Source organism: Aquiflexum gelatinilyticum, assembly GCF_024741135.1.
In the GTDB taxonomy this organism is placed as follows: domain Bacteria; phylum Bacteroidota; class Bacteroidia; order Cytophagales; family Cyclobacteriaceae; genus Cognataquiflexum; species Cognataquiflexum gelatinilyticum.
Genome location: NZ_JANSUY010000020.1, coordinates 1 through 25,671 on the forward strand (window position 1 = coordinate 1; position 25,671 = coordinate 25,671).

Genomic DNA, 25,671 nt, shown 5'->3' on the forward strand with positions numbered 1-25,671 from the left:
ATTTTTTAGTAAAAGTCACCAACTATTTTTGACCACATTACCTTTATCACAAAAGGCACAAAAGGAATTTTTCTTTTGTGCCTTTTGTGGTTTATCCAATCAACCTAAAAAAGCTCGAACTGTCTCAATCACCGAAGCTGGCTGTTCGGCGTGAAGCCAATGTCCTGCATTTTTGATATAGATGATGCTACTGTTTGGAAAAAGTCTTGCAATATCAGCTTTGTCACTTTCTTGGATGTAATCCGAATTTTCCCCTCCCATAAACAAGGTCGGATTGTCAAAGGGATGGTCGGAGTCGATTTCTTCACCTACAATCTCAATTTTCTCTGTAATGGTTTTAAGATTGATTTTCCATTCAAATCCCCCTTTTTCATTTCTCCCTAGGCTTTTGAGTAGGAACTGTCTGATCCCCATATTCCGGATATACCCGGCAAGGATATCATCCGCATCTTTCCGCGATTTGATTTTGTCAACAGGAATTGCATTCAGTCCTTCCAAAATAACCTGATGGTGAAGGGGATAGTACCTTGGCGCGATATCGGCTACGATCAGTTTTTTTACTTTTTCGGGAAATTGCAGGGCAAATGCCATGACGGTCTTTCCCCCCATGGAGTGCCCCATCAGATAAGCGGCATCAATTTTCTGATCATCCATCAGTTCCATGAGATCTTCTGCCATTACCTTGTAATTCCAATCCTCACTTTGGGGAGAATCACCGTGATTACGCTGGTCGACAAGGTATAAAGTATAGTCTTTCTCGAGTTCTTTGGCAATGCTGAACCAGTTGTCCGCAGATCCAAACAGTCCATGAAGGATTATCAGCGGTTCGCCGGTTCCGGTTTTTTTATAGTTGAGTTTCATACAATTTAAGATTTTACAAAAGTTATTTCTTGGTCAAATTCAAATTACAGAAATCACCTTCTATTCCCAATCCATACCCCAAAAATCACCGCCACTATTCCAAAGTAATGCCCGGGTAACAAAACCTCCCCATCAAGCAATCCCCACATTATGGCTACTACGGGAATCAGGTAAGTGACAGAACTTGCAAAAACAGGAGTTGCTACTTTCACCATGATATTGAAAAGGATCAGGGCAATCGCTGTACCGAGTACACCAAGTAAGGAAATATATCCGGCAGCAGCTACAGCACCTTCAACATGGAGTATTTTGAAGGAAAACTGCGTAAATGCAAACAGGTAAATCAAAGCTGCAGGTAATACCATTAACAGGGAAAGTGCGGTAATGGCAACAGGTTTCAATTCTACAAAACGGTACTTGATGATATTCAGGTTAAATCCATAACAAAGACATGCTAGCAGCACATAAAAAGCGTAGGAATTGATCTCTGAAAAATCCCCGAAATAGGTTCCTTCCTTGACCATCAAAAGTATTACCACTCCGACAAAGGCAATAGCCAATCCTATTCCGTTTCTCTTGGTGATCCTTGCATTAAAAAAAAGTGCTCCTATAATGACCACAAACAAAGGCGTCATGGCATTAAAAACACCTGTCAGCGAGGAACTGAGTTGTGTTTGGGCTTTGGCAAATAGAAAGGCAGGGATAAAACTTCCCATCAATCCGACGATGACCAGATTTTTGACCTGTCTTTTTTTCAGATTCTTCAGCCTTGGAAGAGAGAGCGGCAATAAAACCATTCCGGCTGCTACGATCCTAAAGGCCCCAACTTCACCGGGAGAAAAAATTTCCAGTCCTCTTTTGATCAAAATAAAAGAACTTCCCCAAATCAGCGCCAACACAATGAGAAATCCCCATGCCCTAAAGGCGCCTTCTGCTTGGATATCTTTAGTCATGTTTTGAAACTGGGGAGGAAAGGAATGATTTTGATGGGGAAAATCGGGAATTTTTTACTGAAATTCTGCTTTAAAATTGATAGTCGGCAAAAACTTCACCTACTTCTTCCAAAATGGCAGCTACTTCTTCATAGGTTTCTGCTGTCACCATCTGGCTTCTGTATGGTTTGAAATTGGGCATGCCACGGAAGTAATTGGTGTAATGCCTTCTCATTTCCAGGATTCCCTGCTTTTCGCCTTTCCACTTCACTGAAAAGTCAAGGTGTTTTTTGGTGACATTGATCCTTTGTTCAAGGTCTGGTCCGGCTAGTTTTTCTCCTGTTTCTAGGAAATGTTTGATTTCGTTGAAGATCCAAGGATATCCAATTGAGGCACGGCCGATCATCATACCGTCCACATTGTACTTGTTTTTGTATTCCTGGGCTTTTTCAGGCGTATCTATGTCACCATTTCCAAAAACAGGAATATGTAACCTTGGATTGTCTTTGACTAAGTTGAGGTAGGACCAATCAGCATCACCTTTATACATCTGCTGACGGGTACGGGCATGGATGCTGATGGCTTGGATTCCTACATCCTGAAGTCTTTCCGCAACCTCTACGATACGGATGGTATCATGTGACCATCCCAATCGGGTTTTGACAGTAACTGGAATGTTCACCCTCTTGACAATCTCTGCGGTCATGGAGACCATTTTATCTATATCGAGCAAAATCCCTGCACCTGCACCTTTACAGGCTACTTTATGTACAGGACAGCCATAGTTGATGTCCAATATATCTGGACCGGCAGCTTCTGCAATTGCAGCGGCTTCCCTCATGGATTCTATTTCTGCCCCAAATATTTGAATACCTACCGGGCGCTCATATTCGAAAATGTCCAGTTTTTGGATACTTTTTGCAGCATCCCTGATCAAGCCTTCAGAGCTGATAAATTCTGTATACATCAGGTCCGCCCCGTTATCTTTGCACACTGCCCTGAATGGCGGATCGCTGACGTCCTCCATTGGTGCAAGCAGCAACGGGAATTCCCCTAATTCTAAGTTTCCGATTTTAACCACTTCCTAATTCTAATTTTCGTGTAAATTTACCGCAATTATGGATATATATAAAACCCAAGTACCCATCACTTCCAAAAGTAATTGGCTTTTGTCTATTGTAGTGATGGTTTTAGTCACATTTGGCGTATTAATTCTTTTGCAGGGTCTTGGACTTTTACTCCTTCCCTTCCTTTTTGATATCCCCCTTGATGAGCTGACAGCATTATTCACTGCAGAATCCTCCCATCCAAATGGCCGGATGGCCTTCCTTTTTGTACAGGGACTCGGTGGAGGACTTGGCTTTTTGGTTTCGGGATTATTGATTTCCAAAGTGATTGATAAAGCTGATTTTGGTTGGCAACAACAGATGTCAAGGTTTAAGTTCATGGGATTTGCCCTTACCTTATTAATCATGGTAGGCTCGGTTTTGTTCAACAGCCTTTTGATTGACTGGAATGCCAAAATCGTATTACCGGAATTTCTCAGCAAATTGGAACAGATGATGCGGTCCAAAGAAGATGAATTGATGGCTTTGACAAAATACCTGACTGATTTTGAAAATGTAGGTGAGTTTCTGATGGGAATTTTGGTAATCGGAGTTTTGGCAGGAATAGGAGAGGAATTTTTATTTAGGGGAGTGCTTCAGCCCAAGCTTCATTTATTCACTGGGAATGCTCATGTGGCGATCTGGTTATCTGCTTTTATATTTTCTGCCATCCATTTCCAGTTTTATGGTTTCTTTCCCAGAATGATGCTCGGTGCAGTATTTGGCTACCTTTACCTGTATTCGGGCAGTTTGGTTTATCCCATAGTCGGACATATTCTTAACAATACTTTTACTGTTGTTTTGGTTTATTTGAATAAATTGGGCCAAGTTGAATTCAATATTGAAGAGACAGATCAGGTTTCTTTGCCAATTGCCATTCTTGGATTGGTGATTTTGGTGGTTGGATTCAAGGTATTCAAGGATAAAACCCAACATATAAAAACTGATGGATAACTGGCAGAAAGTGTTCTCTGATGGCTCGCCTGTAAGGGCTGAGATCGTCAAATCAGTCCTGGAGGAAAACGGAATCCCTGCAGTCGTGATGAATAAAATAGAATCTGTCTACCGGATACATGGACAGTATGAGGTTATGGTACCCCAGGTTGAGTTTTCAAAAGCACTAAATATTGTCAAGAATGAGATCTCCTTTTAGAGTCAGAGACAGATTTAACATTAACAATTACAGTAATCTTGGCCAAAGGGTAATCACAGGAATCATCGGAGCAGGCATCATTGTGGCAGGCTCGATCATCAGTCCTTGGCTTTATTTCTTGATTTTTGGGCTGATTCTTGCATTTTCCCAAATGGAGTTTTACAAGCTTTCAGGCCTTGACGGCATGTTACCCCTAAAAAGTTTCGGGACGTTTTTAGGCTTGAGTATTTTTACACTTTCCTTCTTTATTGGCATGGAGCACCTGAATGAGAAGTATTATTTCCTGATTTTCCCTTTGGCTTCTCTTGTTTTCTTCATCAAACTATATAGAAAATCAGACAAGAAACCATTCACTGGAATTGCATATACATTCCTTGGTTTGTTTTATGTGGCTGTGCCTTTCTCCTTGCTCAATGTAGCTGCATTTTCGGTAGATGATACATTTCACTATGAGGTGATCGTAGGTTCTCTATTTATACTATGGGCTTCAGATTCGGGTGCATATTTTGCAGGTACCAAATTTGGGAAAACCAAACTGTTCGAAAGAGTTTCTCCTAAAAAATCCTGGGAGGGTTTCTTAGGAGGAGCAGCATCCGCATTTCTTGTGGCGTATTTTCTTGGCAAAAACTTCAAATCCATTGAGGAATGGCAATGGCTTGGAATGGCGACTATCATCATCATCGCGGGGACATATGGAGATCTGATAGAGTCACTTTTTAAGAGAAGTATAGAAATCAAAGACTCAGGAAAATCCCTTCCGGGTCACGGTGGGTTTATGGACCGTTTTGACGGATTGTTATTATCGGCACCATTTATAGCCGCCTTTTTGAAAATCTTCTAATTTTGCCTATAGGATATTAAAAAACTCCTTAATATTGTACCAAAATCAACAGTCAACTAAATAAACCCAATATGGCTTACATTGAACCGGCTCCGATCAAGGATAAAGAAAATCCGCTGGAGTCCATGATGGAAAGGTTTCACATTGCAGCAGAAAAGTTAGGCCTATCTGAAGAGGTCTACAACGTGCTAAAAAATCCCGCCAAACAAGTTATCGTCTCCCTTCCGATTACCATGGATAATGGTAAAATCAAGGTTTTTGAAGGAATCCGCGTTATCCATTCCAACATTTTGGGTCCTGCAAAAGGTGGAATCAGGTTTGCTCCTGATGTCCATTTAGATGAGGTAAGGGCACTTGCTGCCTGGATGACGTGGAAATGTGCCGTGGTGGATATTCCTTATGGAGGAGGAAAAGGCGGAGTGAGGTGTAATCCGAGAGAAATGTCTGCCGGAGAAATTGAAAGATTGGTCCGGGCTTATACCTTGGCGATGATAGATGTCTTTGGTCCGGATAAGGATATTCCTGCGCCGGATATGGGTACTGGACCAAGAGAAATGGCATGGTTGATGGATGAATACTCCAAGGCTCATGGGATGACTGTCAATGCTGTTGTTACAGGCAAGCCACTGGTTTTGGGAGGTTCGCTTGGAAGAACAGAAGCTACAGGTCGCGGCGTTATGGTGACTGCTTTAGCAGCTATGCAGAAGTTAAAGATCAACCCTTTTCAAGCTACCTGCGCAGTTCAGGGATTTGGGAATGTGGGTTCATGGGCGGCCCTTCTTTTGGAAGAAAGAGGTTTGAGGATTTTAGCTATATCTGATATTTCAGGAGCATATTTCAATCCCAACGGTATCAATATCCAAGAAGCTATTGCTTACAGAGACAGTAACAAAGGGACTCTTGAAAATTTTACAGGAGCTGAAAAACTGGCTGACGCCATGGATTTGCTTGAATTAGAAGTGGACGTGCTTGTCCCTGCAGCAGTGGAAGATGTCATTACGATAGCCAATGCAGATAAAATAAAAGCCAAATTAATCGTAGAGGGAGCAAATGGCCCCACTTCCGCAAAGGCTGATGCCATTTTGAATGACAAAGGAATCATGGCAGTTCCGGATATTTTGGCCAATGCTGGTGGCGTTACTGTTTCCTATTTTGAATGGGTACAAAACCGACTGGGTTACAAGTGGACTGCAGAAAGGGTAAACAGAAGGTCTGACCGAATTATGAAGGATGCTTTTGACCATGTTTATGAGGCTTCAGTCAAATATAAAGTACCTATGAGAATCGCTGCATACATTGTAGCCATCGATAAAGTAGCAAAAACCTATACCTTTAGGGGTGGTTTTTAAGGTCGAAAAAAAGATTTTACTATATTTGGGGCGTGAAAGTCGGCTTTCACGCCCTTTCAATTTTATAGCCCATGAGTATTCATAGAGAAGGTAGGACATTATTATTTTGGCTGTTGCTCATCTTAGTAGCAGTCAATTTTGGATTGAACAGGTGGATTCCGGAACAGGAAACTGTCCTAAATATCGTATTGCTGGTCAGTATTGTTTTATACCTTTTGATTTTACAGTTTTTCAGGAATCCTTTTGTCCAACTTCCAAACGAAGAAAAATTAGTATTTGCCCCTGCTGATGGTAAGGTGGTGGTCATAGAGGAAACTACCGAATCGGAATACTTGAATGACAGGAGAAAGCAGGTATCCATCTTTATGTCACCGATAAATGTCCATATCAACAGGTCGCCTATCGCAGGTGTAGTGGAGTTTTTTAAATACCATCCCGGAAAATACCTCGTCGCGTGGCATCCCAAATCCAGTACTGAAAATGAAAGGACTACCATGGTCTTGACCCACAAAAGTGGTGTAAAAATCCTTGTTCGACAGATTGCAGGTGCTTTGGCCCGTCGCATCAAATGGTACGTTAAAGAAGGGACGCCTCTTGCCCAAGGAGGAGAATTCGGTTTTATCAAATTCGGTTCAAGGGTAGATGTCTTTCTTCCTCTTGATGCCGAAATCTTGGTAAGCTTAGAGGAAAAAACAAAGGGTGGTAGGACACCAATCGCAAGGTTGAAGTGATTTTCAACTTTTTAATTTTTTCCAATTCAAAAAAGCCAATACGGCTGTACTCAGGAATAATATAAAAGTCAGCCACTCATAGGTTCTGCTTTCAGATTTTTCTTCGATTACTAAGCCTTCCTTTTCTTCCAAGGCTCTTTTGAGCATGGCTATTTCTCTTTCCTGCTTTTGGGAAATGAATTTGTAGTCATTTTTTTCGTAAGTGATTTCGGTTTTTTCGATCTCGCTGAGCATCTTTAGTTCTTCCATGATCTGATTATCTTTTTGGATGATTCTTTCCATCCATTCGTTGGTTTCGATCATGTCTTTTTTGGTACGGTTACCAAAAATCCCTGTTTTCTTTGATTCTGAAACTTTCCATGCAGCATGCATTTTATTCCTTTCTGACACTAAGTTATCCAATTTTGCCTGGGCAAATAGGGACAATGGAGCCAGCAACAAAACAATCAAGAGGTATCTTTTCAACATTTTACGGTCTTTTTACTAAAATCCTTTCAAAAGTTATGCCGATCCCAGGCTTACTCTATCTTGTTTTTAATTTGGCCCCTGGTTTCCTTTTGAAAGTTCCCTGCCTCCTTTTTCCGTTGGTATAAAAATTATACATAAAGTTGATCGCAAAGACGGCAATGGTCAAGGGGACAAAAAAGTCAGGTGCCATAATTTTAATCCCAAAAAGGATCAGCAGTGAAGCTAAAATGCCGGATTTGAAAGTGGTATGACTTTCGGGATAAACCTTCCCAATCAGATAAAGGCTCAATGCTTCTATCACCAAGATAAGTATGATAAGGTATGTCAACATGTCTTTAATGGTGGTATCATTTGACCACACCACCCAAGCAAGACCGGCGGCAACAAGTATCAAACTAGCGGATTGTATCGATGTATTCAGTCTTTCTCTCATAGGTCAATGGGTTTTCATGTTTGATTAATTTAGGAATTTAACATATTAATTCAAAAAATATGCGTTCACTTTTACGGGTACCGGAAATAAGGTTTCTTTGATAATTATTCCAAAGTCGATATGGATCTTCAATACCCCTTAGAATTGATAGGAACATTTGTGTTTGCCATCTCGGGTGCATTGGCAGTCCGGGATCGGGAGCATGATATTTTTGGAGCGGGATTTACTGGATTCATTACCGCCATTGGAGGAGGGACACTCCGGGATGTATTGTTAGGGGCTTATCCCTTGGTTTGGATCGGAGATGTCTATTTTTTGTATGCGATTTTCGCAGGGGTATTTACTGCTTTTGTTTTTCCAAAGATCATGTTGAAATTGAGGAGAACAATGTTTCTTTTTGACACGCTTGGGATAGGGTTTTTCACCGTCCTAGGTGTTGAAAAATCCTTGAGTCTTGGTGTAAGACCCGAAATTGCCGCTATCATGGGGATGTTTTCTGCAGTGATGGGTGGGGTCATCCGCGATACACTTACCAATGAAATCCCCATTCTCTTCCGGAAGGAAATCTATGCTTCAGCATGTCTGGTAGGCGCCATTCTTTATTTGGTATTGAATTACTTTGGACTGCACAGAGATGTCAACCTGCTGATTTCAATTTCTGTGATCATCAGCATCCGATTGGTTGCGGTCAAGTATAAGTTAAGCTTGCCAAGACTCGATTGATGGGTTTCAGTTATTTGGAAATTAGATTTTATCTTATGGTCATTAAGGAAAAACTTCCGATTTGGGACAAACCGGATTATTTTCAATAAATTATTGATCCTTAGCTTTCGCAGAAGATCAGGTAACCATAACCCAGAATGAACAAAACCCTTATTCTTTTTTTATTGCTGTCCTCGACAATATTGGTATGCTGCCAATCTAAATCCCGGTCTTATCCTGAATACACCCTTCGATTTGGGCACCTGGCCAATGAAAACAACATTTGGCACAAGGCAGCCCTGAAGTTTGCAGAAGAAGTTTTTATCAAATCAGAAGGCAGGGTACAGGTCAAAGTTTACCCCAACGAACAGCTTGGAAAAGAAATGGACATGTTGACAGGCATCTTGGGGGGAAGTTTGGATATCATGATTACGGGTGAATCTTTGGAAAATTGGAGCCTGCCTTTGGCAATTCTTTGTGCTACCCCTTTTGCAATCAGAGATTCTGACCACCTTCAGAAAGTAGCTGGTGGACCCATCGGTAAAGAAATCGAAGCCCATATTACGGAAGTGGCAGGTTTTAAACCTATTGCATGGTTTGAGCGGGGAGCGAGAAACCTGACCACAAATGTGCCTATCCGACACCCTGATGACCTCAAAGGATTGATCATAAGGGTTCCAAATGTTTCCCTATACGTCGCTACTTGGAGTGCTTTAAGCGCCAAACCTACTCCTATGGCTTTTTCTGAAGTTTTCACTTCTTTGCAACAATCCACGATTCACGGACAGGAAAATCCTTTTGCTTTGATCCGGAATGCCGGTCTCTATGAAGTTCAGAAATACTGTAACCTGACCGAACATGTCAAAGGCTGGGCTTATGTGGTCATGGGAAATAAGAAATTTGAAAGTATGCCTCCGGACCTGCAGCAAATTATATTGGAATCTGCCGAAATCATGCAGGCCTATGAACATGAATTGTACCTTGAACAAGAAGAATTGGATTACCGGTTCTTGAAAGAAAAAGGGATGGAATTTATTGAAGTAGACAAAGTGGCTTTTGAAAAACTTGCAAGCGCAGCAGTAATGGCGAGTTTTACCGAAGAACAAAAAATGCTGTATAAAAGGATTCAGGATGTGAAATGAAAACAGCCATCGATAAAATATTGGAATGGGCAGTCACCATCAGTTTTATGTTGATGATTTTGACGGTGGTCATTCAGGTTGTTGGCAGATATGCTTTGCCATGGTCTCCACATTGGACAGAAGAAATGGCAAGATTCTGTTTTATCTACATGGTAAGCTTGGGTGCGGGACTTGCGGTCAAAGAAAGGGCCTATATCAACGTGTCCATTTTTCTTGATGGATTAAATTCCAAATGGAAAATTTGGATGGATTCTATAATCCTTTTTTCCATTATGGTTTTGATGCTGTTCATGTTGGTTTTTAGCATTCCTTTACTGAAAATAGTCAGCCTTCAAGATTCTGCCTCCATGAGAATCAATATGGGATTTATTTATTTTTCTATGACCTGCATGTCTTTTTTTGTGGCTTATTATTCTTTACTCGAGCTTATGAAAAACCTTGGAAAAATTCTTAGAAACCGATGACCATACTCCTCTTTCTGATTTTTCTGTTGTTATTGGTTTTGGGTATTCCCATCGCATTTGCCTTGGGTTTGGCCTCTTTTGTTTATATTCTTTTTTCGGATTTGCCTTTTATTATCATCCCTCAAAAAATGTATGCTGGGCTCGATGTCTTTGTGTTACTTTCTATTCCGGGATTTATTTTGGCCGGCAATCTGATGAATGCAAGCGGAATCACCAACAGGATAATCCAATTGTGTAATGCACTTTTTGGACACATCCGAGGAGGTTTGGGCTTGGCCAATGTCGGGGCCTCCATGTTGTTTGGAGGAGTTTCTGGAACAGCCATAGCTGATACGGCAAGCATCGGTTCGGTAATGATTCCGGCCATGGAAAAAGAAGGATATGATACTGATTTTTCCTGTGCTGTGACAGCTACCTCCTCGACCATCGGGCCAATTATCCCTCCAAGTTTGCCCATGATCATTGCAGCAACTTTGACAGGATTATCGGTGGGAAAGCTATTCATCGCAGGGATTGTTCCCGGATTGTTATTGGGACTTGGATTGATGTTGGTCACTTACTTCATTTCGGTCAAAAGGAAATATCCAAAAAGGACAAAAGCTTCATTGAAACAAATGGCAATAAGTTTTTACCAGGCTTTTTGGGCGCTCTTGATGACACTTTTGATTCTTTTTGGAATTATTGGGGGAGTATTTACTCCGACTGAAGCATCAATTGTAGCCGTGGTCTATGCCATGGGTATAGGCCTCTTTGTCTATGGTGAACTCAAACTCAGGATGATCCCCAAGATTATCCTAGAATCCGCAAAGATGACTGCCTCACTGATGGTTTTGGTAGGATTTGCCAATCTTTTTGCCTGGATCATGACTGTTGAGGAGATTCCCCAACTGATCGCCCAAAGCCTCTTGAACATCACAGAAAATAAGATTATGCTCCTGCTGCTGATCAACTTGCTGTTGCTATTTGTTGGTGCATTTATGGAGACCATTGCCTCTTTGCTGATTTTATTCCCTGTTTTGCTGGGGGTTGCAGTTTATATAGGAGTAGATCCGATTCAGTTTGCGATGATTATGGTGATGAATCTGGTCATCGGACTGACTACTCCTCCTGTAGGAGTCTGTCTTTTTGTGGCTTCCAGTATCGGCAAAATCCCGATGGAAAAAATTGCGAGAGCTGGAGTTCCTTTTCTTTTGGTGAGTTTGTTGGTCTTGATGCTCGTGACCTTTGTGCCCGGTATTTCTCTATACCTTCCTAGTCTGTTTTATGATTGAACAATATCCATAGACCATGGTCAATAGTCCATAGGCAGCGGCTATGGACCATGGACTGTGAACCATGAACGAATTCACAATCCCCCATTTCCTACACTTCATCCACCTAATCCGACACTTCAGTCAGCTTTAATTTTTTGGATTTGCCTTTCTCCACACTTTTGGATCAAATATCAAAGCAATGAAGGCACTTTTCACTATCTGTTTGTTTTTTCTCGTCAACCTTACTCTGGCCCAAACCACGATCAAGGGTATTGTCAAAGACAGCAAGGGAGAGACTATTCCCGGTGTGAATATTTTCTTGAAAGGAACCTACGAAGGGACATCCTCGGAGGTCGATGGAAGCTACGAATTGGCAACTGACGAAACAGGAAAGTTCATTTTGGTTTTTCAAGCCATGGGTTTCAAATCTCAGGAATTTGAAATCGACCTGAACGGGTCAGCCCAGACCTTCAATCCCATCCTCAAGGAAACCATCAACGAGATGACTGCGGTAACCATCACAGCAGGTGCCATGGAAGCTTCGGATGAGAAAAAAGCCGTGGTCTTGAGACCGATTGATATTGTGACTGTGCCCTCAGCTATGGGCGACATCATCGGTGCTTTTCAGACATTGCCCGGCACAGCCAATGTGGGAAATGACGGCCGCCTTTTTGTCCGTGGCGGCGATGCATCAGAAACTTCGATTTTTATCGATGGGATGAAAGTCGGAAATGCTTTTGGTACCACGGCTTCCAATGTTCCCACACGAACACGCTTCAATCCCAATCTATTCAAAGGCTCTTTCTTCAGCACAGGAGGCTATTCGGCAGAATACGGACATGCACTTTCGTCGGCTTTGGCACTCAATACGATAGATATGCCGATGAGAAACCAAGGCGACCTCAGTATCATGTCCGTTGGGTTAGGTTATTCGCAGACTTTGGTTGGGAAGAAAAACAGCCTCACAGCTACCGCCAATTACATGGACCTGTCGCCCTATCAGGCCATGGTTACCCAGAATTTTGATTGGGAAAGAGCTCCTTACGGCTTTGACGCTGAAGTCTCTCTTAGACAAAAATGGGGTAAAAGCGGCATGGTCAAGGCCTATGCCCACACCGAATCGGGAGGAATGAAAATCTGGCAGAAAATCCCCGGTTCAGAAGGTCGCGGCCAATTGATTGACCTCAAAAACCATTACACGTTCACCTCCGGATCTTTCAAACAAATCGGGAAAAATGACTGGAGTTATTATGGAGGCATTTCCTATTCCAACAATGTGGATGAATTTACATTAGACCAGATAGCTATCAGAAACCAAAACCAGGTAGTACATGCAAAAGCAGTGGCATTGAAAGGTTTCTCAGATAAATTTTCCCTAAAGACAGGTTTAGAATCCTACGTATTCAGCTACGAGGAAGGATTGAAATCAGAAAATCTGGTCAGGGATTTCGATGATTTGCAGGTCAATATTTTTACAGAGGCAGATTATTATGTCAGCAACAAGCTGATCTTCAGAGGAGGACTGAGGGCAGGACATAGCACTTTGGCAAATCATACCTGGTTGGATCCAAGGTTTTCTTTGGCCTACAAATTCGAAAATGAAGGACAGCTTTCCTTGGCGGCAGGTCAGTTCAGCCAAATGCCTGTAGAGGAACTTAGGATCGCAAAGCCTGAAGTTCAAAACACCATAGCGAACCATTTGATCTTGAATTATTTCCTGACCAAAAACGGCAGAACCGTCCGCGCCGAGGCATTTTACAAGGATTACAAAAAGATCCTCACTTACGAAGGAACCCAATATTTCTACCGAAACATCCAGCAAAACGGTTCGGGCTATGCACAGGGTTTCGACGTTTTCTACAGAGATCAAAAAACTGTAAAAAACACGGATTTCTGGGTGACTTACAGCTTTGTGGACAGTAGGCGGAAGTTTGCGCAGTACACCGAAATGGTGCAGCCGGGTTTTGCTCCAAGACATAATGCCTCGATCGTAGTGAAGCATTTTGTATCGGGATTGAAATCCCAACTCGGAGGATCATTCTCTATCAATGATGGCTATACCTATACCGATCCGAATTTTGCAGGACAGATGAATGCCAAGACCAAAGGATTCCAGGATTTGAGTCTGAGTTGGAGTTACCTGCCAAAACCAAATCTGATTATCCATTTTGCCTGCTCCAATGTATTGGGAAGGGACAATATTTTCGGGTATCAATTTAGTCCCACACCAAATGAATCAGGCAAATACGAGAGTCTGCCCATCAGACAGACTGCGCCGAGATTCATATTTCTTGGCATATTCCTGACACTATCCAAAGACAAAACAGCAAACAATTTAAACAACTTATAAAACTAGAAACCATGAAAAAGCACACACTAATTATCGCATTGATGATGTTCGTTGCCACTTTTGCCAACGCCACAAATGAAGCCTACGAAAAGGCTATGATGAAAGAAATCCAGGCTTTGGGGAAGGCAGGACCTGTTGCAGAACTGCAGAAATCCGCCAATGCATTTGCAAGGATCGCTGATATGAATGCAGGAGAGTGGCTTCCGAATTACTATGCTGCCTTGGCTTATGCCAATATGGGATTCAGGACTGAAGGTGGATTGGAAGAAAAAGACGGATACTATGCCCAAGCCAAAAAACACATTGAAAAGGCCACTGCCCTTTCTCCAAACAATTCAGAAATAGTGGCAGTGCAAGGCTACATCATCATGGGTGAACTTGCAGCAGATGCGAATTCCAGAGGACAAAGCCTTTCTGGATTGGCGATGCAGACTTTTGGCAAAGCCATCGAACTCAACAGACAAAACCCGCGGGCAATCATCCTGATGGCACAGATGGAATACGGAATGGCTCAATTTTTTGGTCAGGGACCTGAAAAAGCCTGTGGCTTGGTAAATGCTAGTTTGGAGCTTTTTGCCAAAGAAGCTGCTGAAGCCAAAGAAGGAAACCTCAATCCGTCTTGGGGAAAAGGTATGGCGGAAGAAATGAAAAATAATACCTGTAAATGATAATCTGACCTTCCTGAAATGATTTCAGGAAGGTTTTTCTGATTTTCCTCAGATTTGTAAATTTCTGATTCCCATGAAAACCACACTACTTTCCCTAATGATCTTGCTGTTTTTTAGCTCTTTGGTTTTTGCCCAAAAGCAAAAAAAGCCCAATTCCGGTCTTGGAGTTGGTTTCCAGCTCAGTCAGTTTCAAGATGATTTTGCCTTTGGACTGAATATGACCAGTCCTGAAATTTTAAATGGAAATGCGGCCTTTCGGCTCAAAGCCAATCAGGTCTATTTTGAGCACCTGTTGGATGGCGAGTATGTTTGGAGCGGTTACCAAAATGTCTCCTTGGGTTTTGTGGGATATGGAGGAAAAGTTGGCCAAGATATCCGCCTGTATGGTGAAGGAGGCTTGGTTGGCATATTTCCTTCCGACAGAATTTCCTCAGAATCCTTTAGGATGAGTACTTATGGGACTTTTGGCTTTGAGTTTTTCCCAACCCCGAGGTTCAACTACTTCCTAGAATTAGGAGTGATGACCTCCCGTGCCAGAGCCGACAAAATCGCAGGAAGCCCATTTTATTCCAATGGATTTGTGGCAAGTGTTGGGTTCAGAATTAATCTCAAAGATTGAAAAATACCTTTTTGTAAAAATGAAAATCTGAATTATCTATGTCCAGTCTATTCAGTAGTGAAATCGGTTTAATCCATTTTATCGCCTCTGTTTTGGCTTTGATACTTGGTTCGGCAGTTTTGCTGATGACCAAAGGAAGCAAAACCCATATCCGGATGGGGTATTTCTATGTGGCAAGTATGGTGCTTTTGTTGGTGACAGCCTTTATGCTCTACAACTTATTTGGCAAATGGGGGATTTTTCATTATTTCGCAGTAATCAGTTCTGTCACTTTGGCTTTGGGGATGATTCCTATTCTCTTACGAAATCATATCAAAAATTGGGCTTATCTTCATTTCTCCTTTATGTATTGGTCGGTGATCGGTCTCTATGGGGCATTTGTCAGTGAGATGATGACGCGAATTCCCGAAGTGCCATTTTACAATATGGTCGGAGTAGCCACCGGGGGAGTGATGTTGGTAGGTGGGATTCTGTTTGGTATCAACAAAGCAAAATGGATGAAATTGATGGCGGCCATATCCAAAAATTAGACAAACGGAATTGTATCAAATCTGACCCAATTGAATGTAACCTAAGTAAATTGACTATGAAAAAGAGCCTTTGGAATGTTAAGTCTGGCAATTTTCTGATTGCCGTTTTGCTGGTGATTCTTATTTCTTCCTGTGCGGCAAATGAGCCCCTTGATGAATGTCTTACCGGAAAGACCTATGGTTTTTTTTGGGGAATCTGGCATGGAATAATTGCTCCCATCAGTTTGGTGATCAGTTTATTTGACAAGGAAGTGGCTATGTTTGCGATGAACAACACCGGGTTTTTCTATGGATTGGGCTTCCTGATCGGATCTGGTGGTTGGGGGATTTTGGCTTCCAAAGCAAAAAAGGATTGATACATTTAGAATCAAATAGGAATATCTCAAAATAAACCCTCCTTCAAGGAAAAACCCATGAGCAAAAGCTTCTATAGTTCAGCCACCATCTTCAATTCTGCGAAGCGGTTTTTCCTACTGAATTTTGGGATTTCTACCATGTTAATGCTGATTTTCTGTCCAAGCTGTTTTTTGTCTTTGGAGGGGATTTCTTCCATTATCCCTGACTGGATCTTTTCTTTTCTGATGTCAGCTTCTTTGAGTATGGGGGGCTTCAAAGTGGAAGAATATTTTGACAAAAGGATATCCTGGATTGAAAAACCGGTAAAAAGACTTGTCCTGACGGCTGCAGCTTACATGGTTTATTCTTTTATCGTCAGCTTTATTTTAGTATTGGGTTATGTATTGGTCACGGTGGACGGGGTCAATTTGATAAATGTCCAATACACACGAATCTTGGAAAATACTCTGATGCCGATTTCAGTTGCCTTGATGATCATTACCATTTTTATTTCCAGGTCTTGGTTGTACGAGTGGCGATCCGCCGCTATCGAAGCCGAACAACTCAAATCCGAAAAACTCGCCAGCCAATACCAATCCCTCAAAGACCAACTCAATCCCCATTTCCTTTTCAATTCCCTGAATGTCCTTTCCAACCTTGTTTATGAAAGTGCCGACAAGTCTGCGGAATTTATCCAACAGCTTTCAAAGATTTACCGGTATGTGCTCGATGTCCAAAACAGGGAATTGGTAGGCTTGGAAAAGGAAGTGGTTTTTGCGGAAAACTACCTGAGTCTACAGAAAATCCGCTTTGAGCAAAGCTTGGAATATTTCATTGAGGTCAACCAAATGAAAGGATTCAATATTCCGCCGCTTTCGCTGCAACTGCTTCTGGAGAATGCCATCAAGCACAACATTGCGAGTATGGAGAAGCCTTTGAAAATCTTTATCCAACAAACTCCGGATTCTCTGATCGTCAGGAATAACCTCCAACCCAAACTTACCAAAGAAGTCGCTGATAGCGGAATAGGTCTGGAGAATATAGAAAAGCGATATGCCCTTCTCAGTGACAAAAGCCCCAAAATAACCAAGACCGGAACAGAATTTATCGTCGAGCTCCCACTCCTTAAACTGGAAAAACTATGAAAATCCTGATCATAGAAGATGAGCGGCCTGCTGCAAACAGGTTGAGGCAATTGGTGTTGGATTTGCTTCCTGATGCAGAGATTTTTGGACACCTGGACAGCATCACTTCGGCTGTGAAATGGCTGGAAACAAATGTATTTCCAGACTTGATTTTCTGTGATATCCAGTTGGCCGACGGGCAGAGTTTTGAGATTTTTGAAAGGGTAAAAGTCAGTTCTCCGATTATTTTTACCACAGCCTTTGACCAGTTTGCGATCAAAGCTTTCAAGTTGAACTCGGTCGATTACCTCCTCAAACCCATCGATCCCAAAGAATTGGCGCAGGCCATCCAAAAATTCCAATCCCAACAAGTCAGACCGGGCATTGAACTCCAGCAGATACGGGAATTGCTTTCCCCACATTCCAGCCAGTATAAAAGCAGGTTTTTGGTGAAGTTTGGCGAAAAGATCCAAAGCGTGCAGACGGAAGATGTTTCCATTTTTTACAGTGAGGAAAAAGTCACCTTCCTGCAGACTGTGGAGGGGAGAAAATATATTTTGGACTATACGCTTGACCAGTTGGAAGCCATGTTGGACCCAAGGAAGTTTTTCAGATTGAACAGAAAATATATCGCTTCCTTTTCGGCCATTGCCGAAATCCACACCTACTCCAACAGCCGCCTAAAAATCAAATTGGCCAACTGTGCCGACAACGACATCCTGATCAGCCGGGAAAAAGTCGGGGATTTTAAGGATTGGTTGGATGGATGAAAGGGAAGTACGAAGTAGTAAAAGGTAAGAAAGTACGAAGTACCATGTACCAAGTACCAAGTATCGGAACTGAAAGTGGTTAGAGATGAAATTAACCTTGCCTTGTCATATAGACCAAAGAGAGATATCTTTTCAATTCTTCGGACCTAGAACGCACTTAATTCTCAGATAAAACTCCTGAAAAACTCCTCAGACCATGGTTGCATGGTAGCAAACTGAAATTTAAAATTAGGATAGGTATCCAAAAACAATTGATACTTTTTGATTTTGGACATTCTTTCATCAAATTTTGCTTCTACGGCCAAAGGTGGATTTTCATCCGGCAGCACAAAGTCTATTTCTTTGCCGTCTGCTGTCCTCCAAAATCGGATTGCATCAGTTCCAAATCTGTCAGCCAATAGCTTAAAAACTACCTGTTCCCATAATTCGCCTTTGTCAAGTCGCTGATTGACAGGGGTAAAATTATTGAGCAAGGAATTTCTCAGACCTGTATCCATTAGATAACCTTTGGGCATCTTTACCAATTCCTTTCTGATATTGGCAAAAAACGGCTTTACCAAGGACAGATGAAAACACTTCTCCATTACTTCAAGGTAGCTAAGGATTGTTTCGTTTCTGACTTTCAAAGTGTTGCTCAATTCATTGACATTGACCAATTGGCCTGTTTGCGAAGCAAGAATTTGAAACAATTGATAGAATACAAGTTCATTTTGAACGCCTGCTTCTATGATGTCCCTTTTGATAAACGAATCCCTGATTTCTTTGAGGATTTCTATCTTTTCACTGACCAAAGGTTCGGTGATGACAGCGGGATAACCGCCATACAGCATATATCCTTCCCATTCCACGCGGAGCAAATCTATTTTCAGGCTTTTTGCTTCCTGTTGTTCTCTTATCCTGACTACCTCCTGCCAAAGATCTTCTTTGCCCTGAAGCATCAAAAAATCCTCAAAATCACAGGTCATTAAGTGAAAAATCCTTTTCCTTCCCGCCAATGAATCCCTGAATTTTTTGTCAATGTAAAAGGCGCTGCTACCACTTGCGACGATTTTGATCAGGTGACTGTACTCATCATAGATCAATTTAAGGAAGTTGGAAGGGTCGGACAAATATTGGATTTCATCCATGAAGACCACGGTTTTTTGGTCTTGCGACGGGCGGTAAGCCAATAAGTTCAGCGGATTGGCATCGAGCTCCGCCAATAAGGATTTGTTTTCGAGGTTGATAAAAATCTGGGGGATTTGCTGTGCCTGACAATATGCCTTCAGGTCTAGCAACAAGGATGTTTTTCCTGTTTGTCTTGCTCCTGTCAGGATTGTAAATTCCTTTTTGGGTAGATGTTGGAGTAGCTTTTTGTAGAGTTTCCTTTTCATTTTCGCAGGATTTCCTAGTCAAATGTACGAATTCATAAATGGAAATTTTATAAGAATAGTAAAAATATCCGATAATTTACCTAGTCGACTAGTAAAATTATCCGATAATTTACCTATTCGACTAGTAAAAATATCGGATTTGGCTTTTGATGAAAGTTTAATTTTTTTCTTAACTCTCTTTTTTCAATCGAAAGAATTGAAACTTTTGTTCCCACCAACAACTTTTAACGTTTTGATTTTTGGATTTCATTACGAATCCACTATTTTTAGTTTTACCCCAAATTTTATGAAAAACTACCTGATACTAATTTCAATGCTTTTTCTCTTTTCCTGCGGAAGCAATACCGAAAAGCAAGCTGATTTCTCCCAAATGACTTTTTCTTTGGATACGGTGATGGTGGATTCCAAGAATGAGATTTTATACCTCAATGCTTACCTGACGCAATCAAGCCTAAGTCAGGATTTGAAATATTTATACAATTTCAATCAACAGGAATTCAGTCTGGAAAAGATCAACCTAGACCGACTTGAATTCGAAGGAAAAATCAAACTTGAAAAAGAAGGACCAAACGGAATAGGAGATTTTGTTTCCAATTTTAACCTTCTCGGAGACGACAGGTTTCTGATTCAGGGTTTTTCAGGACTTTTTATACTGGATTCTTTAGGAAAAATTTTGAACAAAGTGGAATATGCCGGTTTAGGAGAAGGTAGTCTTTCGCCTGATGAATTTATGATGAGATTATTTTCCTTACCAAGTGATCCTAATACACATTTTGGATTTTCGGTCGATTGGGAAAGTAACAAAAATGTATTCAATAAAGTCGAAATCGAAAAGAATAAGAACACCAGATTTGAGATCCCGGAATTTGATAAATTGAATGAATACCGAATCGAACTGATTATGAATGGAGCACCTGCAGGAGGAATGGGGCCGTCTTTATTTATTTCAACTTCTATGGACAAAGTTGTTTTGAGTAATGAAATCGCCAATGAATTTTATGTTTTGGCGAACGATGAACCGACACTGAAATATATTTCCCTTTTAAGTTCTTTGACGCCAAATAGAAAAAAAGAGAATTCAATAAATCAAGTTGAGTCTATTGAAGCTTTGTCAGAACTATATAAAAAGTCGCAAGAGGATATTAATTTCAGTAAACCTGTTTGGGACAATGAGAATCGGATTTTCTATCGATTTTCCTATTTTAAAAGATTTTTAGAAAAAGAAGATGAAGGGGCTCAACCACTGGACCTACCTGAAAGTAACGATGAAGTTTATTTGACGATTTTAGATGAAAACCTACAAATCATAGGCGAATCTAAAGTTCCCGAGCTAAAAAGAGCTCCCACCACCCACTTCGTCAAAGACGGCAAAATCTGGATTTTTGAGAATATAGACGATGAGTTGGCTTTTGTCCGCTTAAGTATCGATTCCAACTAACCCTCCGATGGTTACAAACATTTGGAGGGTTTGCAAAAATCCAATCATCAAATCAAACCATCAAACCACACACTTATGAAAAACCTACTCCTCCTAATTTCTGTCTTTTGCCTTCTATCCTGCGGGACCAATACCGAAAAGAATGAGGATTTCTCCCAAATGACTTTTTCCTTGGATACGGTGATGGTGGACTCCAAAGGGGAGATTTTATTCCTCAAATGGGATTTGACCAACGCTTCCATTTCTGCTGATGCGAAAAAACTATATAATTTCAATTCAGAAACTTTTGCCCTCGAAATCATCAATTTGGAATCGCTTCAATTGGAAGCAATCAATAAGTTTGAGAAGGAAGGACCTAATGGTATTGGCAATAGCATTCATGGGATGATTGACCTGGGAAATGAAAGGATTTACATGGGTGCTTGGCCTAGTCCTTCAATATTTGACTTAGATGGAAGAAAAATTGGAGGTTATGAAAATCTTGCCTCCATTAAAGAAAAGTATTTGTCAGCAGAAGAGTATTTCATGTACGAGGTTATCGATCCCAAAAAAGAAAAAACTGTTTATGGTTTGGTCAATGAGTTCCCCGGCAAAAACTTTCAATTGGGGATAATTGATCTTGAGTCTGATTCCCTTAACACAATTCCATTAAATGCTTTTGAAAAAATGACAGGATTTACCATCACCTATGATGATGGACAGATGTATGACCTCATGGGCCCTAGGTCGTTCCTGAAAGTGATTGGAGACAAAGTTTTTATTTCCTCCGATATTTCAAATGAATTATATTGGTTTGACCCCAATCTTGACAGCCTTTTTTACAAATCCTATCAAAGCCGGCTTACCAAAAATGAAAAATCCGGCAAGCATCCCAACCTGGTGTCGGACCCCAAGCAATTCAATGCCTTGTATAGAAGTATTTATGGCGAGCCTTCCTTCCTAGCGCCTGTTTTTGATCCTATGACGGAGCTGTATTATAGATTTTCTTATGAAAGTACCTTTGAACCCGAGACCGCAGAAGAAGACATGTATCCTAAGTTGAAAGGTGCAAAAGTATATCTTTCTGTGTATGACAGTTCATTAAACTTGCTGGCAGAAAAGGAAGTGCCGAAAATGAATAAAATCCCCGGTTTCCACTTCGTCAAAGACGGCAAAATCTGGATTTTTGAGAATATAGACGATGATTTGGCTTTTGTCCGCTTAAACATCGATACCCAATAATAACCCTTCAAATGTTCGAATTCCTTGGAGGATTTCCCATAAACATTCTTTAAAATAAAACCATCAAGGCTGCATCCCATGAAAAATATACTCTTTGTAATATTCATTCTTTTTATCTTTTCCTGTGAGAACACAGTCAAAGAAGAGGTCAAAGATTATTCCAAAATCACCTTGACAATGGATACAGTGATGGTAGATTCAGGAGATGAAATCATCAATCTGAAATATAAACTATATACCAGTACCATGAGTGAAGATAACAAATTCCTTTACCTGTGGAACAATGGTGAAACCACTTTGGATAAAATCAACCTAGAGGAATTGCGGTTGGAGAAAAAAATTCAATTTGAAAGTGAAGGACCTAATGGAGTAGGTAGGTATGTGGGTTGGTTAAGTTTTTTAAATGAAAATGAGATTTTATTATCCGGTTTCCCATCGCTCATGCTATTTGATATGGAGGGTAACAAAACCAGAGAATATCCAATAATCGAAAAAACTGATTTTAAAGAGGTAAATTATTTTGAAAGAAACCCAATCTTATTGGAAAATGGAGAAGTAATATATGGATATTTAGGCAATCGGTTTAACAATACTATGACTTTTGTGAAGTCTGATTTTAAAGAAAAGAAGCTTACAAAAATTGAATTGCCGGGGATTTCCGAGCTGCCTGACTATCGCATTTTATTGGAAACGGAAAACATGGGATCCCTTGCAATACCTGAGAAATTTGTGAAAAAAGTAGGTGATAGGCTCATCATTTCCAGCACTGCCTACAGCACCTTTTATGTGTTGGACCTGAAAAATGATTCTGTTTTTCAAGTCAGCTATACCCCTAAGCTTACTCCCAAAGAAAAGAAAGGAGGATATCCTGAAAAAGTTGAATCTTTGGAAAGATTCAGAGAATTAATGGCAGAGATTGATACCGAGATCAATTTTCAGTCGCCCGTGTGGGATGAACAAAACCGCAAATTCTACCGCTTCTCATTTGAAGCCCTTCCTAGCGAAATCAACGAAGGGCCGGTGTTTTTAAGTGCTGACCAAAGACCAATTTCCAAGGTTTATCTCAGTGTTTTTAATGAAAGCTTTAACCTTTTGGGAGAGACACTACTAGATGGACTCAAGAATGTCCCAAATACTGTATTCGTCCGTGACGGCCAAATATGGTCCTACGTCAATGTGGATGACGAATTGGGTTTTGTGAGGATGACCATCAATTATGAATAACTAAAACCAATAAATTTGAATCAAAATCCCAAACTATGAAACATATACTCTTTGTCCTTTCAGTTCTTTTTCTCTTTTCCTGCGGTGGAGAAAATGAGGAAAAATCAGCAGAAGATTTCAGCAACATCACCTTTTCCATGGACACTGTCATGGTGGATTCAGGAGAGGACTTTATCAATCTTAGTGGAGGTCTTTGGGTTTCGGCCATCAGTAAGGACCACAAGTACCTGTACAATTGGAATCAGGAGGCTTCTGAACTAGATAAAGTCAATCTTGATCAGTTGGTACTTGAAGAGAAAATCAAATTTGAAAAAGAAGGTCCAAATGGCGTTGGAAATTACATTTCCTGGATTTCCCTTATGGGAAATAATGAGATCGTCTTTGCTAACTTTCAGGATATGGCCTTGCTCAATTTTCAGGGAGAAAAGTTGAGAACTTACAAACTCAATGGAGAGAAGTTTGAGGGAGATTCACTTGAGGCATACGAGAGCTTCACCAGAAGAGCCATTATTTCGGATGATGGAAATATTATGTATGGCATTTTGGGCAATTGGACAGGGAAAAACTTCTACCTAGCCAAAGTCGATTACCAAAACAAAACCCTAAAAAAACATGAACTTCCTGGATTTGAAAAATTGGCGGATTATTCAGTTACGCTCAAATCAGATCAAATGATGATGATTTCTGCCCCTGACCAATTTATCACTGAAGTCGAAGGCAAATTAATTATTTCGAATTCAGCCTTCAATACCATCCTTGTCTATGAAGAGGCAAATGATTCCTTGTATCAGGTGGACTATGATACCAAGCTTACCAAAACCGGCAAAACCGGCAAATATGTAACTGAGGTCGAATCTGAAAAGGATTTTAACAATGCTATGAATGAAATTAATCAGGAGATCAATTTTAGGAATCCTATTTGGGACAGTAAAAACCAACGTTTTTACCGGTTTTCATATGAAACCCTACCAAAAGAAAACATTCAAGATGAAGAGGAAAAACAAAAGAGCAAAGTGTACCTCACTATTCTGGACAAGGACTTCAAGGTTTTGGGAGAGACCTTGGTTAAAGAGTTTTCAAAATATCCATCAATGCATTTTGTCAAAGACGGCAAAATCTGGATGTATGAAAATGTGGATGATGAATTGGGGTTTATAAGAATAGGAATAAATTGATAACCAAGCCTCCAAGGGTTTTGAACTCTTGGAGGGTTATTATTTTTTGGAATTCCAAGGAATTGAAACAAAAAACACCATCAATCATTTCTGTATGAAATTTTTATTCTTTACAGTTTCAGTCTTTATTCTTTTTTCCTGCGGAGCGAAAAAACAGGAAAAGTCGACAGAAGACTTTAGCAACATCACCTTTTCCATTGATACTGTAATGATTGATTCCAAAGAGCAAATTTTGTACTTGGAGGAAGACCTGATTAGGTCTGATTACTGTCTCCAAGACGGGTTTCTTTATAACTTCAACGGATTTGACCACAGCATTGAAAAGATAGACCTAGACAGGTTAGAGTTGGTAGAAAAGTTTCCTCTGGAGAAAGAAGGGCCTAATGGAACTGGGTTTTATATTTTTGGTCTCACAGGTATTGGTGGAGGAAAGCTGTTCCTGACTTCGGAGACCGGAGGATCAATTTTTTCTTTGGAAGGAAAGCTGTTAAGGAAATATGATTGGAGTAAAGTTACGCCTGCAAATGGAGGTATTGCTGAGGATGAATATTTACAACAGCATATAATGAACCCCAATTTTGATGAGTTTGTTTTTGCATTGGCGATGGATCAAGTTTTAAACAAGGTTTCATTAAAGAAACTAAGCGCCGATGAAAAACTGATTTCTAACTATCGAATAGATCCCAATGAAAATTTCAAAAAATTCACTTTGGGAGATCTTACGACTTTTAACAAATGGATTCCAAGAGTTTTTATAGGCAGTCAACATGATCGGATTATTGTTTCCCATGAGTTTTCAAATGATTTTTATGTTTATTCTCCAGAAACAGACCTTCTCCAAACCGTTTCCTATTTCCCCAGTTTGACTCCAAACATGGTGACTGTTGCAGCGGAAGGCGATCTCATTAATTCCTTTGATGATAGGATTCTAGCTCTCGAATCTTACCTCGGTCAAGTAAGTTTTGGACAGTTGGTCTGGGATACCCAAACAAGGAAATACTATAGACTTTCTTTCTCAAGTAAATTCAATGATAAAAAAAGAGAAAAAAGGTTGCTTCATGAAACGGTCAATGTCAAGGTATTTCTAACCGTATTTGATGAGCAGTTTAATTTTATTTATGAATTTGAAATTCCTGATCTCAAAATCCTTTCACCTTCAAAATACTTCGCCAAAGACGGTAAGCTTTGGGTTTATCAAAACTTCTCTGATGAGTTGGGGTTTGTAAGAATAGGAATAAATTGATAACCAAGCCTCCAAGGGTTTTGAACTCTTGGAGGGTTGCTAGTTATTATCCAAGTTTAAATCTGATCGGAACCCTCATACTCATCCTCACAGGTTCTCCATCCTTGGTCCCGGGATTCCATTTGTAAGGATATTTTGTGACCACCCGTAAAGCTTCCCTCGCCA

28 protein-coding genes are annotated in these 25,671 nt (G+C 40.6%); 21 read left to right on the forward strand and 7 right to left on the reverse strand.

Going from position 1 to position 25,671, the window contains the following annotated elements:
• Positions 1-99: 99 nt before the first annotated feature.
• The 3 genes from NU887_RS17615 to dusB all read right to left on the reverse strand — a co-directional run bounded on the left by NU887_RS17615 (position 100) and on the right by dusB (position 2,874).
• Positions 100-861, reverse strand: coding sequence for an alpha/beta fold hydrolase (locus NU887_RS17615; protein ID WP_258424700.1), 762 nt, complete (start codon positions 859-861; stop codon positions 100-102).
• Positions 862-914: 53 nt separating this feature from the next.
• A complete protein-coding gene (locus NU887_RS17620) occupies positions 915-1,814 on the reverse strand; it encodes a DMT family transporter (RefSeq protein WP_258424701.1) in 900 nt (299 codons plus the stop codon).
• A 70-nt stretch (positions 1,815-1,884) separates the two neighbouring features.
• On the reverse strand, positions 1,885-2,874 hold the full coding sequence (gene dusB, locus NU887_RS17625; RefSeq protein ID WP_258424702.1) for a tRNA dihydrouridine synthase DusB: 990 nt from the start codon (positions 2,872-2,874) through the stop codon (positions 1,885-1,887).
• 37 nt (positions 2,875-2,911) lie between these two features.
• On the opposite strand from dusB, the gene NU887_RS17630 reads away from it, so the two are divergent.
• From NU887_RS17630 to NU887_RS17650, 5 genes are all read left to right on the forward strand, one after another.
• The gene (locus tag NU887_RS17630; RefSeq protein ID WP_258424703.1) at positions 2,912-3,853 is read left to right on the forward strand and encodes a CPBP family intramembrane glutamic endopeptidase; all 942 of its coding nucleotides are present in this window, start codon (positions 2,912-2,914) and stop codon (positions 3,851-3,853) included.
• On the forward strand, positions 3,846-4,052 hold the full coding sequence (locus NU887_RS17635; RefSeq protein ID WP_241125481.1) for a putative signal transducing protein: 207 nt from the start codon (positions 3,846-3,848) through the stop codon (positions 4,050-4,052). The genes NU887_RS17630 and NU887_RS17635 overlap by 8 nt, the downstream gene beginning before the upstream one ends.
• Entirely contained in the window at positions 4,036-4,893 is an 858-nt protein-coding gene (locus NU887_RS17640; RefSeq protein ID WP_258424704.1) for a phosphatidate cytidylyltransferase, read from the forward strand. Before NU887_RS17635 ends, NU887_RS17640 begins: the two co-directional genes overlap by 17 nt.
• Before the next feature lie 71 nt (positions 4,894-4,964).
• Positions 4,965-6,242, forward strand: a complete 1,278-nt coding sequence (locus NU887_RS17645; RefSeq protein WP_258424705.1) for a Glu/Leu/Phe/Val family dehydrogenase — start codon at positions 4,965-4,967, stop codon at positions 6,240-6,242.
• Positions 6,243-6,313: 71 nt separating this feature from the next.
• Entirely contained in the window at positions 6,314-6,973 is a 660-nt protein-coding gene (locus NU887_RS17650; protein WP_258424706.1) for a phosphatidylserine decarboxylase family protein, read from the forward strand.
• 3 nt (positions 6,974-6,976) lie between these two features.
• Here NU887_RS17650 and NU887_RS17655 read toward each other — a convergent pair whose 3' ends face one another.
• Positions 6,977-7,441, reverse strand: coding sequence for a Clp protease ClpB (locus tag NU887_RS17655; RefSeq protein ID WP_338081021.1), 465 nt, complete (start codon positions 7,439-7,441; stop codon positions 6,977-6,979).
• Positions 7,442-7,496: 55 nt separating this feature from the next.
• Positions 7,497-7,874 carry a hypothetical protein gene (locus NU887_RS17660; protein ID WP_258424707.1) on the reverse strand — a complete coding sequence of 126 codons (378 nt, stop codon included), beginning with the start codon at positions 7,872-7,874 and terminating at the stop codon, positions 7,497-7,499.
• A 120-nt stretch (positions 7,875-7,994) separates the two neighbouring features.
• On the opposite strand from NU887_RS17660, the gene NU887_RS17665 reads away from it, so the two are divergent.
• From NU887_RS17665 to NU887_RS17715, 11 genes are all read left to right on the forward strand, one after another.
• Positions 7,995-8,597, forward strand: coding sequence for a trimeric intracellular cation channel family protein (locus NU887_RS17665; protein ID WP_258424708.1), 603 nt, complete (start codon positions 7,995-7,997; stop codon positions 8,595-8,597).
• 137 nt (positions 8,598-8,734) lie between these two features.
• A complete protein-coding gene (locus NU887_RS17670) occupies positions 8,735-9,718 on the forward strand; it encodes a TRAP transporter substrate-binding protein (protein ID WP_258424709.1) in 984 nt (327 codons plus the stop codon).
• Entirely contained in the window at positions 9,715-10,182 is a 468-nt protein-coding gene (locus tag NU887_RS17675) for a TRAP transporter small permease (protein WP_258424710.1), read from the forward strand. The genes NU887_RS17670 and NU887_RS17675 overlap by 4 nt, the downstream gene beginning before the upstream one ends.
• Complete coding sequence (locus NU887_RS17680; RefSeq protein ID WP_258424711.1) at positions 10,179-11,453, forward strand: TRAP transporter large permease; 1,275 nt, start codon at positions 10,179-10,181, stop codon at positions 11,451-11,453. Before NU887_RS17675 ends, NU887_RS17680 begins: the two co-directional genes overlap by 4 nt.
• A gap of 181 nt (positions 11,454-11,634) precedes the next feature.
• A complete protein-coding gene (locus NU887_RS17685) occupies positions 11,635-13,785 on the forward strand; it encodes a TonB-dependent receptor (protein ID WP_258424712.1) in 2,151 nt (716 codons plus the stop codon).
• Positions 13,786-13,796: 11 nt separating this feature from the next.
• A complete protein-coding gene (locus NU887_RS17690) occupies positions 13,797-14,453 on the forward strand; it encodes a hypothetical protein (protein ID WP_258424713.1) in 657 nt (218 codons plus the stop codon).
• 73 nt (positions 14,454-14,526) lie between these two features.
• On the forward strand, positions 14,527-15,072 hold the full coding sequence (locus tag NU887_RS17695; RefSeq protein WP_258424714.1) for a hypothetical protein: 546 nt from the start codon (positions 14,527-14,529) through the stop codon (positions 15,070-15,072).
• A gap of 38 nt (positions 15,073-15,110) precedes the next feature.
• Complete coding sequence (locus NU887_RS17700; RefSeq protein ID WP_258424715.1) at positions 15,111-15,602, forward strand: DUF2306 domain-containing protein; 492 nt, start codon at positions 15,111-15,113, stop codon at positions 15,600-15,602.
• Positions 15,603-15,658: 56 nt separating this feature from the next.
• Entirely contained in the window at positions 15,659-15,958 is a 300-nt protein-coding gene (locus NU887_RS17705) for a hypothetical protein (RefSeq protein WP_258424716.1), read from the forward strand.
• Positions 15,959-16,015: 57 nt separating this feature from the next.
• On the forward strand, positions 16,016-17,083 hold the full coding sequence (locus NU887_RS17710; RefSeq protein ID WP_258424717.1) for a sensor histidine kinase: 1,068 nt from the start codon (positions 16,016-16,018) through the stop codon (positions 17,081-17,083).
• On the forward strand, positions 17,080-17,832 hold the full coding sequence (locus tag NU887_RS17715; RefSeq protein ID WP_258424718.1) for a LytR/AlgR family response regulator transcription factor: 753 nt from the start codon (positions 17,080-17,082) through the stop codon (positions 17,830-17,832). Before NU887_RS17710 ends, NU887_RS17715 begins: the two co-directional genes overlap by 4 nt.
• A 164-nt stretch (positions 17,833-17,996) precedes the next feature.
• Here the strand turns inward: NU887_RS17715 and NU887_RS17720 are convergent, their stop codons facing one another.
• Positions 17,997-19,205, reverse strand: a complete 1,209-nt coding sequence (locus tag NU887_RS17720; protein WP_258424719.1) for an ATP-binding protein — start codon at positions 19,203-19,205, stop codon at positions 17,997-17,999.
• Between the two features lie 286 nt (positions 19,206-19,491).
• Between NU887_RS17720 and NU887_RS17725 the strand changes: the two genes are divergently transcribed.
• From NU887_RS17725 to NU887_RS17745, 5 genes are all read left to right on the forward strand, one after another.
• Positions 19,492-20,643, forward strand: coding sequence for a DUF4221 domain-containing protein (locus tag NU887_RS17725; RefSeq protein ID WP_258424720.1), 1,152 nt, complete (start codon positions 19,492-19,494; stop codon positions 20,641-20,643).
• 75 nt (positions 20,644-20,718) lie between these two features.
• A complete protein-coding gene (locus NU887_RS17730) occupies positions 20,719-21,864 on the forward strand; it encodes a DUF4221 domain-containing protein (protein WP_258424721.1) in 1,146 nt (381 codons plus the stop codon).
• Between the two features lie 78 nt (positions 21,865-21,942).
• Positions 21,943-23,088 (forward strand): DUF4221 family protein, encoded by a 1,146-nt coding sequence (locus NU887_RS17735; protein ID WP_258424722.1) that lies wholly within the window; start codon positions 21,943-21,945, stop codon positions 23,086-23,088.
• Between the two features lie 35 nt (positions 23,089-23,123).
• Positions 23,124-24,263, forward strand: coding sequence for a DUF4221 domain-containing protein (locus NU887_RS17740; RefSeq protein ID WP_258424723.1), 1,140 nt, complete (start codon positions 23,124-23,126; stop codon positions 24,261-24,263).
• Positions 24,264-24,357: 94 nt separating this feature from the next.
• Entirely contained in the window at positions 24,358-25,506 is a 1,149-nt protein-coding gene (locus tag NU887_RS17745; RefSeq protein WP_258424724.1) for a DUF4221 family protein, read from the forward strand.
• A gap of 46 nt (positions 25,507-25,552) precedes the next feature.
• On the opposite strand, the gene NU887_RS17750 is transcribed toward NU887_RS17745, so the two are convergent.
• The coding region (locus NU887_RS17750; RefSeq protein WP_258424726.1) for an energy transducer TonB at positions 25,553-25,671 on the reverse strand (119 nt) is incomplete at its 5' end.

Coding starts and splice junctions, on each gene's coding strand:
- NU887_RS17645 (WP_258424705.1), top strand. CDS start 4,965: ATGGCTTACATTGAACCGGCTCCGATCAAGGATAAAGAAAATCCGCTG.
- NU887_RS17715 (WP_258424718.1), top strand. CDS start 17,080: ATGAAAATCCTGATCATAGAAGATGAGCGGCCTGCTGCAAACAGGTTG.
- NU887_RS17670 (WP_258424709.1), top strand. CDS start 8,735: ATGAACAAAACCCTTATTCTTTTTTTATTGCTGTCCTCGACAATATTG.
- NU887_RS17735 (WP_258424722.1), top strand. CDS start 21,943: ATGAAAAATATACTCTTTGTAATATTCATTCTTTTTATCTTTTCCTGT.
- NU887_RS17630 (WP_258424703.1), top strand. CDS start 2,912: ATGGATATATATAAAACCCAAGTACCCATCACTTCCAAAAGTAATTGG.
- NU887_RS17745 (WP_258424724.1), top strand. CDS start 24,358: ATGAAATTTTTATTCTTTACAGTTTCAGTCTTTATTCTTTTTTCCTGC.
- NU887_RS17685 (WP_258424712.1), top strand. CDS start 11,635: ATGAAGGCACTTTTCACTATCTGTTTGTTTTTTCTCGTCAACCTTACT.
- NU887_RS17710 (WP_258424717.1), top strand. CDS start 16,016: ATGAGCAAAAGCTTCTATAGTTCAGCCACCATCTTCAATTCTGCGAAG.
- NU887_RS17620 (WP_258424701.1), bottom strand. CDS start 1,814: ATGACTAAAGATATCCAAGCAGAAGGCGCCTTTAGGGCATGGGGATTT.
- NU887_RS17740 (WP_258424723.1), top strand. CDS start 23,124: ATGAAACATATACTCTTTGTCCTTTCAGTTCTTTTTCTCTTTTCCTGC.
- NU887_RS17705 (WP_258424716.1), top strand. CDS start 15,659: ATGAAAAAGAGCCTTTGGAATGTTAAGTCTGGCAATTTTCTGATTGCC.
- NU887_RS17655 (WP_338081021.1), bottom strand. CDS start 7,441: ATGTTGAAAAGATACCTCTTGATTGTTTTGTTGCTGGCTCCATTGTCC.
- NU887_RS17640 (WP_258424704.1), top strand. CDS start 4,036: ATGAGATCTCCTTTTAGAGTCAGAGACAGATTTAACATTAACAATTAC.
- NU887_RS17695 (WP_258424714.1), top strand. CDS start 14,527: ATGAAAACCACACTACTTTCCCTAATGATCTTGCTGTTTTTTAGCTCT.
- NU887_RS17730 (WP_258424721.1), top strand. CDS start 20,719: ATGAAAAACCTACTCCTCCTAATTTCTGTCTTTTGCCTTCTATCCTGC.
- NU887_RS17660 (WP_258424707.1), bottom strand. CDS start 7,874: ATGAGAGAAAGACTGAATACATCGATACAATCCGCTAGTTTGATACTT.
- NU887_RS17720 (WP_258424719.1), bottom strand. CDS start 19,205: ATGAAAAGGAAACTCTACAAAAAGCTACTCCAACATCTACCCAAAAAG.
- NU887_RS17680 (WP_258424711.1), top strand. CDS start 10,179: ATGACCATACTCCTCTTTCTGATTTTTCTGTTGTTATTGGTTTTGGGT.
- NU887_RS17675 (WP_258424710.1), top strand. CDS start 9,715: ATGAAAACAGCCATCGATAAAATATTGGAATGGGCAGTCACCATCAGT.
- NU887_RS17665 (WP_258424708.1), top strand. CDS start 7,995: ATGGATCTTCAATACCCCTTAGAATTGATAGGAACATTTGTGTTTGCC.
- NU887_RS17725 (WP_258424720.1), top strand. CDS start 19,492: ATGAAAAACTACCTGATACTAATTTCAATGCTTTTTCTCTTTTCCTGC.
- NU887_RS17700 (WP_258424715.1), top strand. CDS start 15,111: ATGTCCAGTCTATTCAGTAGTGAAATCGGTTTAATCCATTTTATCGCC.
- NU887_RS17615 (WP_258424700.1), bottom strand. CDS start 861: ATGAAACTCAACTATAAAAAAACCGGAACCGGCGAACCGCTGATAATC.
- NU887_RS17650 (WP_258424706.1), top strand. CDS start 6,314: ATGAGTATTCATAGAGAAGGTAGGACATTATTATTTTGGCTGTTGCTC.
- NU887_RS17690 (WP_258424713.1), top strand. CDS start 13,797: ATGAAAAAGCACACACTAATTATCGCATTGATGATGTTCGTTGCCACT.
- NU887_RS17635 (WP_241125481.1), top strand. CDS start 3,846: ATGGATAACTGGCAGAAAGTGTTCTCTGATGGCTCGCCTGTAAGGGCT.